This is a genomic window from Bradyrhizobium sp. AUGA SZCCT0177, from assembly GCF_018130125.1.
Classification (GTDB): Bacteria; Pseudomonadota; Alphaproteobacteria; order Rhizobiales; family Xanthobacteraceae; genus Bradyrhizobium.
Genome location: NZ_JAFCMA010000014.1, coordinates 156,081 through 169,830, shown reverse-complemented (window position 1 = coordinate 169,830; position 13,750 = coordinate 156,081). Strand labels below are relative to the sequence as shown.

Here is a 13,750-nt window from a genome sequence, read left to right as displayed (position 1 = left end):
GCCTTACGCGTTCTTCAGCGCGACGCGGAATTCGGCTTCGGTCTTGGCCTTGACCTCGTCCAGCGTGACGCCGTCGGCGAGCTCGATCAGCGCCATGCCGTCCTTGCCGTGCTTGTCGATGGTGAAGACAGCCAGATCCGTCACCACCATGTCGACGACCTTCTCGCCGGTCAGCGGCAGATTGCAGGTCTTCAGGAGTTTCGGGCCGTCCTTGGCGGAATGCTCCATCACGACGACGACGCGCTTGACGCCGGCGACGAGGTCCATCGCGCCGCCCATGCCCTTGACCATCTTGCCGGGGATCATCCAGTTGGCGAGGTCGCCGTTCTGCGCCACCTGCATCGCGCCGAGGATCGACAGATCGATATGCCCGCCGCGCACCATGCCGAAGGATTCGGCTGACGAGAAATAGCTGGTCGACGGCAGTTCGCTCACGGTCTGCTTGCCGGCGTTGATCAGGTCGGCGTCTTCCTCGCCCTCATAGGGGAACGGGCCCATGCCGAGCATGCCGTTCTCGCTCTGCAGGCTGACGTCGATACCGTCGGGGATGTAGTTCGAGACCAGCGTCGGAATGCCGATGCCGAGATTGACGTAATAACCGTCGCGCAACTCTTTCGCGGCACGAGCGGCCATCTGTTCACGGGTCCAGGCCATGGGGCTCTCCACTATTGTTGGCGCATGATCTTGTCGGAAAACCGGTGTCCACTTTTCCGGATCATGCGCTGTAATTTGGTTACGCCGCGGGACGCGGACGGGTGTTGCGGAACTCGATCCGCTTCTTGCCGGTGCCGACGTCGATGATGCGTTTGACGAAAATGCCGGGCGTGTGGATGTGATCGGGGTCGATCTCGCCGGCCGGCACCAGATGCTCGACCTCGGCGATGGTGATCTTGGCAGCGGTTGCCATCATCGGGTTAAAATTGCGCGCGGTCTTGCGATAGACCAGGTTCCCGGCGGTATCGCCCTTCCAGGCGTGGACGATGGCGAGGTCGGCGAACAGGCCGCGCTCCATGATGTATTTCTCGCCGTCGAATTCCTTCACTTCCTTGCCTTCGGCGATCAGGGTGCCGACGCCGGTCTTGGTGAAGAAGGCCGGGATACCGGCGCCGCCGGCGCGGATGCGCTCGGCCAGCGTGCCCTGCGGATTGAATTCGAGTTCCAGTTCGCCGGCGAGGTATTGCTGGGCGAACAGCTTGTTCTCGCCGACATAGGACGAGATCATCTTCTTGATCTGCCGGGTCTCCAGAAGCCGGCTCAGCCCGATGCCGTCGACCCCGGCATTGTTGGAGATGACGGTGAGGTTCTTGACGCCGGATTCGCGGATCGCGTCCGACAGGGTCTCGGCGATACCGCAAAGACCGAAACCACCCGACATGATCATCATGCCGTCCTTCAGAACGCCATCGAGTGCCGATTTGGCGTCGGGGTAAACCTTGTTCATGGGATGTCTGACCTGATGGAGGAAACGGCTTAAGGCCGGCATAATCTTAAGGATTATTAGGCGAAATCTTCGCACTGCGTCAATGCGCGCGCTTCTGGACCATCGGCCGCGGTTCACAACGCCAGGATGGCCTTGAAAGCGTCAAGAAAACCCTTCAGGTTGCGTGGGTTGGCAAGGGCTGAAAGCTAGGCGCGGCCGCCCCGGACAACCAAACCCTCGACCTCAACCCGACCTGGATATGTCTTTGACGATGGCCCAAGGAATGAAGCGCCTGGGGATGCCGATTGCGGCGTTTCTCGGCTTGGCTTTGATCGGCCTGATCGGGACCTCCTGGTTCCTCAACCGGGACGCGCTGCGCCAGGCGGTCGAGGCGCAGATTCGCGCCGTCACCGGGCTCGATCTGGTCGTCTCGGGTGCGATCGACGTCTCGGTATTTCCCGGCAGCTATGTCTCGTTTCACAATGTCAGGCTGAAGGGCGGCGCCACCGTCGATCCCGCGCTGCAGGTCGACGTGCTGACGGCGAATCTGCGCTTGCTGCCGCTGTTGCTGCGACGGTTCGAGATCGCCGACGTCATGATGCTGCGGCCGCATATCCGCGTCGTCAGGGACGGCAATGGCGAGAGCAACTGGACGCCGTTCGTCGAGACCATCGCGCGCGCCATGAAGCCGGGCGCCGAGAATCAGGTGTCGTTCTCCGAGATCCGGATCCAGGACGGCGTGCTCAACTATGAAGACGCCACCAGCCAGGTCTCCGAGGCGCTAAGCGATATCGACCTGTCGCTGGCCTGGCCGTCGATCTCGCGTTCGTTCGCCGCCACCGGGCAGTTCGACTGGCGCGGCGAGCGCGTCGATGGCTCGGTCAGCGCCAGCGATTTCGTCGCGCTGCTGTCGGGCGATCGCTCCGGCGTGAAGGCGCGGCTGGTCAGCGCGCCGCTCAAACTGGCATTCGATGGCGCGCTCGCCAACCGCACCAGCTTGATGATGGAAGGCACGGTGACGATCGACAGCCCGTCGCTGCGCAACGCGTTGCGCTGGATGGGACAGTCGCCGCCCGGCGGCGGCTTCGGCCGCTTCGCGCTGAAGGCCCGCGCCAATGTGGTCGGCGGTTCCGTTGCGCTGACCAATGTGAATGTCGAACTCGACGGCAACGTCGCCGAAGGCGTGATGACCTTCGCCAATAACGGCCGGCAGACGCTGCAGGCGACGCTGGCCGCCGGGGCGCTGGATTTCACGCCTTACATTTCGACCTTCCGCCTGCTGGCGAGCGGCGCGCGTGACTGGAATCGGCAGTTGTTCGACCTGAACTCATTGTCGACCACCGATCTCGACATGCGGCTGTCGGCCGCCAAGGTCACGGTCGGCTCGACCAAGCTCGGCCGCACCGCCTTCGGCGCCAATCTGCGCGGCGGCGCGCTCGCGCTCTCGGTCGCCGAGGCGCAGATGTATGGCGGCATCGCCAAGGGCACGTTCGGCGTCGCGCGCTCGGACGCGATCGCCGACGTCAAGGCCCAGTTCCAGTTCACCGATGTCGACCTGCACGCCTGCGCATCCGAATTGTTCGGTATCAACAAGCTCTCCGGCCGCGGCAATCTCAATGTCTCGCTGGTGGCCTCGGGCTCCAGTCCGTTCGGGCTCGTCACCTCGCTCGACGGCACCGCTACCCTGACCGGCCGTGACGGCGCGATCGCGGGCTTCAATGTCGAGCAGCTGTTGAAGCGGCTGGAACGGCGGCCGCTGTCCGGCAGCGGCAATTTCCGCAACGGCTCGACGCCGTTCGATACGCTCAACGTGGCGGTAAAGTTCAACGATGGCATCGCGACCGCCGAAGACGTCCGCGTCGAGGGTCCCACGACGCGGCTCACGCTGACCGGCACCGCCTCGGTGCCGGCGCGCGAATACGATCTGAAGGGCGTCGCCAGCCTGACCGCGGCCCCCAACGCGCCGCCCGGCTTCGACCTGCCGTTCGTGGTGCAGGGCCCGTGGGACGATCCCTTGGTGTTCCCCGATCCCGAAAGCCTGATCCGCCGCTCGCCGGGCGCAGCCCCGCTGCTGGATGCAGTGAAGGATCGCAAGACCCGCGACGCCGTGCGCTCGGTGATCGAGCGGATCACCGGCGGCGGTCCAAGGCCGGCGGCACCTGCGGCGGCAGAAGGTGCCACGAAGCCGAACTGACGACGGCAGGACAGACAAGCCTGTTCACGATGAACGCTTTCGACCTGGCCCGGACGGGCACCGACGTCAGCTGGTCTTCCGGAATAACTGAACATTAACCATACGAGCCCATGATTTGAGCCGAATTCAGGTGGGCAAGCGCGCGCGAGCCATTGCTGGTTTGTCACCACGATGGCTCTTTTGCTGACCGGTGATGGGAAGAATCTCGCGACCGGGCTGAGACGTAGGGAACACAGGTGGCCGAAGCACCGGGCAGGGAAACGCAAGGGGGCAAACAGCCCGAGGCGCCACCGCAGGTGGCCTCAAACCGGGCGCCGGTGATAGCGGTGTCCCTGGCTGCCCTGGCCATCATGGGTGCCGCCACCGCCAATTCCTTGCCGAGTTTTCGCGGACTCTCTCTGCCGGATTTCAATCAGTTCTCTTTGCCGAGCGTCGACCGGTTCTCCTTGCCGGACTTCAGCCGCTTCTCCCCACCAAATTTCAAACGCGTCGCTGCACCTCCTCCACCTAACCCGGCTCCAGTCCTCGTACCGGATCCGGTTGTCAGGGCGGGACTGCGGGACATTCAGACGTCGCAGGAGCAAAACGCCGATGTGTTGATGTCGCTCATGCAGAGCTCCGCAGCCCAACAGGCGGATTTGAAAAGAATAACCCGTCAACTCTCCTTGCTGACGGCGCAGGTGAGCTCTCTGCAGAATCAGGCGCCGCCGCTGACGACTTCCAGCATCCCACCGTTGACGACTTCCAGCATCCCACGTCCAAATCCTCGCACGCGGGTCATCCAGGCATCGCGAAAAGTACTCCCTCCAGTTCTTCCTCCAACTCCTCCTCCGCTTCCCAAGCCTGCCGGCCCCTTTTCGGTAGGGGGCGCTCCGCTCAGTCCGGCACCTGGATCGGGCGCAAGCTAGCACCCAACGGACAACGCCTCCGCCATCTCCTCGAGCCGATCTTGGGAGCAAGCAGGAATCCGGCAAAGATCGTGATGTCTGCTTTTGGGGGCAAATCGGAAGTCGCCGACGCAGAGGCTCACGTCCGCAAATGACCCGAAACGGACATTTGCCTGGCCTGCTGGCACCTGTGGCTCAGCCCAATCCGCCCCTTCTGAAGGACGGTCTAGCCCGATAAGATGCTCGTCCTGACCCTGGGGGCAGACATGGCGCGGCCATCAAGAACGGGCGGCAAGAAGAGCGAGGCGAAAGCCCGCAACGCAAGCCCAGCAAAGGGCCGCAAGACCACCAAGACCAAGCCCCGCACTGCGCCAGCAGCCGCCCGAGTTAAGCGTCGTTCGGTCTCCGATCCGATCAAAGACCTGAAGGAAGCCCGCGAGCAGCAGGCGGCGACTGCCGAGATATTGAAGGTCATAGCCTCTTCGCCGTCGGACGTGCAGCCGGTGTTTGAGGCGATTGCCTCAAGCGCCAACCGGCTGCTCGGCGGATTCTCCACTGCAGTCTTCCGCTTTCTCGACGATACTGTGCATCTCGCCGCGTTCACCCCGGTAAGTCCGGCTGCCGATGCAGCCCTCCAAGCGGATTTTCCCAGGCCGGTCGATGCGTTCGAGGCGTTCCGGCTGGCCCAGCAAGGCAAGCCCTTCCCGATCCCGGACACCGAAGAGATACCGCACGCGCCGATCAAGGAAATCGCGCGGCTGCATGGCTTCCGCAGCATGCTGTTCGTGCCGCTAATGAGCAACGGCGTGCCGATTGGCGTCGTCAGCATCACCCGCGCTACGACAGGTTCATTCGCCGAGCATCACGTGCAACTGATGCAGACCTTCGCCGACCAGGCCGTCATCGCCATCGAGAACGTCCGGCTGTTCAACGAAACGCAGGAAGCGTTGAAGCATCAGACCGCCACATCGGAAGTGCTGCAGGTGATCGGGAGGTCAATGACCGACACGCAGCCGGTCTTCGAGCGCATACTCGATAGCACGGAACGGCTTTTCGATTGCAGGCAGGTTTCGATCTTTCTCGCTCCTGGCGATGGGTTGCTGCATGTGGCGGCACGCCGTGGAACTGGCTACGAAGCAATCGACAAGGTGTACCCGCTGCCAATCGAACAGACATCGGCTCCCCGCGTCCTTGGCGAGCGACGGCAAGTCTATCTTCCCGACGTGATGTATGGTGCTGACGTACCTTCGAGCATACGTCGCGTGGTTCAGGTGTTTGGCAATTTTTCCGTCGTAATGACCCCAATGATCTGGGAGGGCCAGGGGATCGGCCTAATCTCGGTGCTACGCGAGCCAAATGCCGCATTCACGCCGAAGGAACTCAGCCTTCTTAGGACCTTTGCCGACCAGGCCGTGATCGCCATCGAGAATGTGCGCCTATTCAAGGAGGTTCAGGCGAAGACCGCCGACCTCTCGGAGTCTCTACAACAGCAGACCGCCACCGCTGACGTGCTCAAGGTGATCAGCCGCTCGGCGTTCGATCTGCAGACTGTGTTGGAAACTTTGGTCGTATCCGCGGCCCGCCTGTGCGAAGCCGACGAGGGCACGATATTTCAGCCCAGAGATGACGCCTACCGCCTGACGGCAAGCTGTGGGCTTTCCCCTCCCAGGAAGGTGTTTCTTGAAAACTGCTCGTTCCAGCTGGGCACGGGCAGCACAATCGGACGGGTCTTGCTTGAAGGTAAAACCGTTCATATCGAAGACTCTCAGACTGACCAAAATTACCGATTTCAAGATCCGGAAGTGCGCACGCGGCTCGGTGTCCCTTTGCTGCGCGAGGGTGCACCCATCGGCGTCTTCGTGTTGGCACGCCGTGATGTCCGCCCCTTCAGCGATAAGCAAATCGAATTGGTCCAGACCTTCGCCGACCAGGCAGTGATCGCGATCGAGAACGTCCGGTTATTCGACGAGGTGCAGACGAAGACGCGCGACCTTACGGAGGCGCTGACCTATCAGACAGAGAGCAGCAACATCCTCAGAGTGATCGCGTCCTCACCGACCGACGTAGGGCCTGTTCTCAATGCCATTGTCGAAAGCGCCTGCCAGCTTTGCGATGCTTATGATGCGACGGTGGTGCTGCAGGACGGCGAATATCTGCGGATCAGCGCGCATCACGGACCAATTCCGATCGGCATCGAGAAGTGGCCGATCAACCGCCGCTGGACCGCCGGCCGCGCCTTCGTCGACCAGACGCCGGTTCACATTGAGGATCTGAGCGACGAGAAGCACGCCGACTTCACCGATGGCCGCGAGCTGTCGCTGCGCATGGGCCATCGCACCATCCTCAGCGTGCCGCTGCTGCGCGAAGGCGAAAGCATTGGCGCTATCGTACTTCGCCGCACCGAAGTTCACCCGTTCAGCGAAAAGCAGATTACCTTGCTTCAAACCTTCGCTGATCAGGCCGTGATCGCCATCGGCAACGTTCGTCTGTTCCAAGAAGTGCAGGCCAAGACGCGCGATCTGAGCGAGGCGCTGTCTTACCAGACAGGGAGCGGCAAGATTCTCAGCGTTATCGCATCCTCGCCAACTGAGGTAAGGCCGGTTCTTAAGGCAATCGTCGAAACTGCCTGCGAGCTTTGCGATGCCTCTGACGCTCTTGTGTTCCTGAAAGACGGCGAGGACCTGCGCTTCAGCGCGCACCACGGATCAATACCAATCGATATGGAGAAATGGCCGATTAACCGGAATTGGGTCATGGGACGCACTGTCGTCGATGGGGTACCGGTCCATGTGCACGATCTTCCCTCCGAAGGCGAAGAGTTCCCCGAGGGCCGAGAACTAGCGCGCCACCAGGGCATTCGCACAGTTTTGAGCGCACCTTTGCTGCGCGAGGGTGAAAGCATCGGAACGATCGCGCTTCGCCGCACTGAAGTGCAGCCGTTTAGCGAAAAACAGATTGCTCTGCTGCAGACCTTTGCCGATCAGGCAGTAATCGCCCTCGGGAACGTTCGGCTGTTTGACGAGGTGCAGGCAAAAACGCGCGACCTCACGGAGGCGCTGCAGCAGCAGCTCGCCACCGTGGACGTGCTGAAAGTCATCAGTTCTTCGCCGGGTGAGCTGGAGCCGGTATTTCAAGTTTTGCTGGAGAACGCGGTGCGTCTCTGCGAGGCTCAGTTCGGCGTCCTATGTACTTTTGATGTAAGTGGATTTCAGTACGTGTCGGCTCGAGGCGCATCCGCAGAATATACAAAATACATGCAACAACGCGGACCCTTTCGACCTGCATCGGGAGTGCTCGATCGGATTATGCGGACAAAGCAACCGAGCCACACAGCCGACGAGGCTGCGGAGGTTGTCCCCGGCCCGGCCGGTACCTTCGGAGGTGCACGATCTCTTGTCGGTGTCCCAATGCTCAAAAACGGTGAGTTAAGAGGCGCAATTATCATCTACCGTACGGAAGTGCGGCCGTTTGCGGATCAACAGATCGATTTGCTGACGAACTTCGCTGCCCAAGCAGTCATTGCTATTGACAATACACGCCTCCTTAATGAGCTGCGGCATCGCACGGATGATCTAACTCGATCGCTACAGGACTTGCACAGCGCGCAAGAGCGACTGGTCCAGACTGAAAAACTCGCTTCGCTCGGCCAGCTCACGGCTGGCATCGCGCATGAGATCAAGAACCCGCTCAACTTCGTCAATAATTTCTCGGCGCTGTCGGCGGAACTGACGGACGAGCTGAACGACGTGCTCAAGCCGGCCCCGCTCGATGGCAAGATGCGGGCGGAAGTCGACGAGTTGACGCGGCTTTTGAAGGACAACCTCGAAAAAGTCGTGCAGCACGGCAAGCGCGCCGACTCCATCGTCAAGAACATGCTGCTGCATTCGCGCGAGGGCTCTGGCGAACAGCGGCCCACGGACATCAATGCGCTCTTGGATGAGAGTCTGAACCTTGCTTACCACGGTGCCCGAGCAGAAAAGGCAGGCTTCAGTATTGCCTTCCAACGCGATCTCGATCCGACCGTCGGCATGGCTGACGTCTATCCGCAAGAGATCACGCGGGTCCTGCTCAATCTGATCTCGAACGGGTTCTACGCTGCGACGAAACGCAAAGTGGAAACTGGTGACGTCTTCGAGCCAATGCTTTCCGCCACGACGAAGAACCTCGGCGACAAGGTCGAAATCCGTATTCGCGATAACGGGACCGGCATCCCAGATGATGTCAAAGAGAAGATATTCAACCCGTTCTTCACGACCAAACCAGCCGGTGAAGGAACCGGCCTTGGTCTCTCGATGACGCACGACATCATCGTGAAGCAACACGGGGGCAGAATTGATGTGACGACCGAGCCTGGGCAGTTTACAGAGTTCATCATCGTCCTGCCAAGAAAGAGCAATGTTTCTGGCAGGGATCGAGGTGAGGCGTGAGCATTTTGGTTCTTGTGGTCGACGACGAGCCCGACGTCGAGGCGTTGTTCCGCCAGCAATTCCGACGCGATCTGAGGGCGCAACGTTTCGTCATGGACTTCGCCGTTTCGGCGGCGGATGCTCTGGCGCGGATTGCAGGCTCAATCGAGCAGACCCTGGTATTGATTCTTTCGGACATCAATATGCCCGGCATGACCGGACTTGAAATGCTACCAAAAGTCAGAGAGATGCGACCCGACGTCCCCATCATCATGATCACTGCCTATGGCGATCCCGAGACCAGACGGAAGGCGATGGAAGGCGGCGCGACGGGGTTGCTGACCAAGCCCATCGACTTCACCCTGCTGAGAGCAGAAATCGATACGCGCTTGGGCCAAGCTTAGTGATCGCCAACTCGCGTCGCCACCTGTCGATGTCCGCTTCTGGCACTTTTCGGACCTCACACCACGCCTGAATTGCGTCCGTAGTCCAGGGTAAAGCAGACGCCGGGTGATCGCTTGATTCACCCGCAATCTGCCTACGCCCTGAGAACTGCGTCGAGGCGTACGCAATAGCAATCTGCAAGCGAGAGCGCGACAAATCAACCCGACGGGCAAATCACTTACGATTGTCAGAAATCATGTCAAGTCCAGAATTTCCGAAAATCAAAAATATTTCCCTTTCCTTCGACCCAAATCACCTGCACATCAATAGCCATCCCGTCCCACTCAGAGGGGCGTCGGCCGTCGTCATGACGAGGGGCGGGGATGCGGTGGACGTTGACGTTGCGATTGACGGTCGCGGCTGATGCGTACGGTGAAAGCGTGTGGTCCTGGCGCCCGTAACGGCGTCAAGCTCTGAAGGAGCCAACGCTTCCGAGGGGTGACGGTGGCAATAGAGGCCGTCTCACCGGGGAGAGCGCGTCATAAGCCGTAAAGCCACTGCGCAGGGAATGTCGGATGTTCTCCGCTGCCCTGTATGCTCATGTGCAGCTTTTTTAGCACAGAACGCACATGAGACCGCGGGTGCAGCGCGCATCCGGCATTCCCTGCGCCCTCTGTCTTCGAGGGCAAGGAGATTTCTGGCAAAGCTCGGGCTTATCAAGCCGCGAGAATGCGAAACTGTGTCACCTCGGCCCAACTGGGCAATTGCGCATGCAAAGCCGGTATCCCATAGCCGCCGATGCACATGTTGTATGGGGCGATGCCGAAGTTGGATTTGGCTGGAACTTCAATCCCTCTCACAATCAAGATGGAGGGCGGCGCCTGTACGCGATTGCGCGTCAGGCCGGGACGACAAGACTGAAACGACGTCGTTGCGAAGACGGACCTCTTTGGAACACCCTCCCCAACAGAAAGTTTGCAACGCGCCATCTAGATCGCGCCGTTTGGTTGCGCTATCACTAATCCAACCGGTCAAAAAACCCCGGCAAAATTCAGGGAGAACAACGTGAGATTCAAGGGAATTGGTGCAGTTTCACTCGCGGTCGCGGCTGTAGGGCTGTTTTACGCCACAGCGCCTGCGATGGCCCAGCAAAAAACCATTACCGTCTGGTTCGGCAAGGGCTTCTACAAGTCCGAGGACGACGCGCTGCTCGAGGCGATCAAGAAGTTCGAGGCCAAGACCGGCATCAAGGTAGAACTGTCGCAATACGCCATTCAGGACATGATCCCGAAGACGGTGGCGGCGCTGGATTCCGGCACCGTGCCTGACGTCGCCTATTCCGACAGCTACGATGTGCAGGCGCAGGGCAAATGGGCCTTTGAGGGCAAGCTCGAGGACCTCGGCGACATTCTGCTGCCGATGAAGTCGGCGTTCGCGCCGAACACGCTGGAGACCGCGCTGCTCTACAACGATGTGGCCAAGAAAAAGGCCTATTACGGCTATCCGCTGAAGCAGCAGAGCATGCACGTCCAGATCTGGAGCGACATGCTGGAGCAGGCCGGCTTCAAGCAAAGCGACATTCCGACCAAATGGGAAGATTACTGGTCGTTCTGGTGCGACAAGGTGCAACCCGCCATCCGCAAGGCCACCGGCCAGCGCATCTACGCCGTCGGCCAGCCGATGGGCGTGGAATCCACCGACTCGTTCCAGTCGTTCTACACCTTCATGGACGCCTACAACGTCAAGCTGGTCGATGACGACGGCAAGCTTCTGGTCGACGATCCCAAGGTGCGCGAAAACCTGATCAAGGCGGTGAAGGACTACACCGACACCTACACCAGGGGCTGCTCGCCGCCCTCCTCCACCACCTGGAAGGATCCGGACAACAACGTCGCGTTCCACAACAAGACCATCGTGATGACGCACAACTTCACGATCTCGATCGCGGCAAAATGGCTCGACGACGCCAACAACCCGGCGCTGACGCCGGAACAGCGGGCGCTCGGCAAGAAGAACTACGACGAGACCATCATCACCGCCTCGTTCCCCAACAAGCCGGACGGCACGCCGATCAAGTACCGCTCCGACGTCAAGACCGGGCTGATGTTCACCGCGGCCAAGAACAAGGCCGAGGGCAAGGAGTTCATCAAGTTCCTGCTGCAGGAGGAAAACCTTCGGCCCTATATCGAAGGCGCGCTCGGCCGCTGGTTCCCGGTGACGACCGCAAGCCAGCAGAGCCCGTTCTGGCAGGCTGACCGGCATCGCAAAGCCGTCTACACTCAGTTCACTGGCGGCACCACGCCGTTCGACTTCACCAAGAACTGGAAGTTCACGATCCTGAACAACGAGAACGTCTGGGCCAAGGCGATGAACCGGGTGGTGAGCGAGAAGGTTCCGGTCGACAAGGCCGTCGACGAACTGATCGCCCGCCTCAAGCAAATCGCGGGTTGATCTTGCTTCTCCCTCGCCCCGCTCTTGCGGGGAGAGGGGCTCTCTCCACGAGTGACGCTCGTTGAGAGTCCAGTACCCCCTCACCCGCCGCGCAAGAGCGCGGCGACCTCTCCCCGCAAGCGGGGAGAGGTGTACCAACCAACACCGGCCGCGCATTGCGGCCGGCATGGCTGACAAGAGTAACTGAATATGGCGATTACGATCTCGGGCGATCAGGCGATGCCAGGCCCGCCGCTGTCGGCCCGGCTGACCACCACGCAGGTCTGGGGCATCGTGCTGGTGGCGCCCTACCTGCTGGTGTTTCTGGCCTTCGTGGTCTACCCGGTCGGGTACGGGCTGTGGCTGGCGCGTCATCCGGCGAGCTATGTCGCGCTCTGGCACGATCCGATCTTCGCGCGCGCCGCGGTCAATACGCTGATCTTTCTCCTGGTCGGCATCAACCTCAAAATGATGATCGCGCTGCTCCTGTCCGGCTTCTTCGCCCAGCAGCGCCCCTGGATCAAATGGCTGTCGGTGCTGTTCATCCTGCCCTGGGCGGTGCCTTCGATCCCGACCATTCTCTCCGTACGCTTCATGTTCAACCCCGAATGGGGCGTGGTCAATACGCTGATCTTCAAACTCACCGGCGATGACGGCCCGAACTGGCTCAATGACCCCGCCGTGGCGCTTTCCATGGCGATCGGCGTGCACATCTGGAAATCGCTGCCGTTCTGGACGCTGATCCTGATGACCGGGCGGCTTGCGATCTCGCACGATCTTTACGAGGCGGCCGAAGTCGACGGCGCGAGCCGGACGCAGAAGTTCCGCTTCATCACCTGGCCATCGATGCAGGCGCTGTATCTGACCTGCACCCTGCTCTCGATGATCTGGACGCTGGGCGACTTCAACAGCGTGTATCTGCTGACCGGCGGCGGCCCCGCCGATCTCACCCATGTGCTGGCGACCCTGGGGATTCGCTATCTGCGGCTCGATCAGCTCAGCCTGGCGATGGCGTCCATCGTCTGCGCGCTGCCGTTCGTGCTGCCGCTGATCTATTTCATGATGAAACGGTTGTCGCGATGAAACTGCCAACGCCAAAGCTTCCAACCTGGCGCGAAGTCGGCGTCGAAGCCCGCCTCCTGCTGATCGGGATTCCCGTGTTCCTCTGGACCATGATCCCGATCTACCACATGTTCCTGTTCGCGATCTCGCCGAAGGAGGATGCGTTCTCCGGAAAACTCTGGCCGGCGCATCCGACACTGAATAATTTCCGCATCGTGTTCCATCAGGAGCATTACTTCCTGCGGGACTTCTGGATCCAGTTCTGGAATTCGATCGTGATCGCGCTGGCCGCCGGCGCGCTGACGCTGCTGATCGCGACCGCGGCGGCGTTTGCGATCTCGCGGCTCAAGGTGCCCGGCGGGCGGTGGGTGATGAATCTGGCGCTGTTCACCTATTTCATCCCGGCGGCGTTCCTCGCCGTGCCGATGTACCGGACGATGGGCAATTACGGCCTGCTCAACAATCACTGGTCGCTGATTCTGGCGATGGTGACGATCGCCTCCCCCTACGCGATCTGGGTGCTGAAGCAGGCTTCCGACAAGCTGCCGGTCGAACTCGACGAAGCCGCCGTCATGGACGGCGCGACCATCCCGCAGCTGTTCAGGCTGGTCTACGTGCCGCTGATGATGCCGTCGCTGGTGGCGATCGGCACTTACGCGATCCTGCTCGCCTGGAACGAATATCTCTACGCGTTCCTGCTGCTCTCCAAGGACACCGAAATCACGCTGCCCGTGGCGCTCGGCAACTTCCTCGCCGCGGACGATTCGCCCTGGGAATTGCTGATGACCACCGGCTTCATCTACGCGCTGCCGCCGGCCGCGATCTACTACGCGTTCAAGCGGTATATGGTGGGCGGGCTGACGGCGGGTGCGGTGAAGTCGTAAAGCCTCGCTTCCGTCATTGCGAGGAGCGCAGCGACGAAGCAATCCATACCTTGCGGCGCGGCCGAGATGGATTGCTTCGCTTC

The 13,750-nt window shown here is 60.9% G+C and carries 8 protein-coding genes; 6 read left to right on the top strand and 2 right to left on the bottom strand.

What is annotated here, in order from left to right:
* Positions 1-3: 3 nt before the first annotated feature.
* Positions 4-654, bottom strand: coding sequence for a 3-oxoacid CoA-transferase subunit B (locus JQ597_RS18395; protein WP_212032632.1), 651 nt, complete (start codon positions 652-654; stop codon positions 4-6).
* Between the two features lie 79 nt (positions 655-733).
* Complete coding sequence (locus JQ597_RS18390) at positions 734-1,441, bottom strand: CoA transferase subunit A (RefSeq protein WP_212032631.1); 708 nt, start codon at positions 1,439-1,441, stop codon at positions 734-736.
* 250 nt (positions 1,442-1,691) lie between these two features.
* Here JQ597_RS18390 and JQ597_RS18385 point away from each other — a divergent pair, with 250 nt between their 5' ends.
* From JQ597_RS18385 to JQ597_RS18360, 6 genes are all read left to right on the top strand, one after another.
* Positions 1,692-3,614 carry an AsmA family protein gene (locus tag JQ597_RS18385; RefSeq protein WP_212265641.1) on the top strand — a complete coding sequence of 641 codons (1,923 nt, stop codon included), beginning with the start codon at positions 1,692-1,694 and terminating at the stop codon, positions 3,612-3,614.
* A gap of 1,153 nt (positions 3,615-4,767) precedes the next feature.
* A complete protein-coding gene (locus tag JQ597_RS18380; RefSeq protein ID WP_249147976.1) occupies positions 4,768-8,928 on the top strand; it encodes a GAF domain-containing protein in 4,161 nt (1,386 codons plus the stop codon).
* On the top strand, positions 8,925-9,311 hold the full coding sequence (locus JQ597_RS18375) for a response regulator (protein WP_212265639.1): 387 nt from the start codon (positions 8,925-8,927) through the stop codon (positions 9,309-9,311). The genes JQ597_RS18380 and JQ597_RS18375 overlap by 4 nt, the downstream gene beginning before the upstream one ends.
* Before the next feature lie 1,045 nt (positions 9,312-10,356).
* The gene (locus JQ597_RS18370) at positions 10,357-11,742 is read left to right on the top strand and encodes an ABC transporter substrate-binding protein (protein WP_212265638.1); all 1,386 of its coding nucleotides are present in this window, start codon (positions 10,357-10,359) and stop codon (positions 11,740-11,742) included.
* A gap of 189 nt (positions 11,743-11,931) precedes the next feature.
* Positions 11,932-12,804 carry a carbohydrate ABC transporter permease gene (locus tag JQ597_RS18365; RefSeq protein WP_212265637.1) on the top strand — a complete coding sequence of 291 codons (873 nt, stop codon included), beginning with the start codon at positions 11,932-11,934 and terminating at the stop codon, positions 12,802-12,804.
* Positions 12,801-13,667: a carbohydrate ABC transporter permease gene (locus tag JQ597_RS18360; RefSeq protein WP_212265636.1), complete on the top strand. Its 867-nt coding sequence runs from the start codon at positions 12,801-12,803 to the stop codon at positions 13,665-13,667. Before JQ597_RS18365 ends, JQ597_RS18360 begins: the two co-directional genes overlap by 4 nt.
* Positions 13,668-13,750 lie beyond the last annotated feature (83 nt).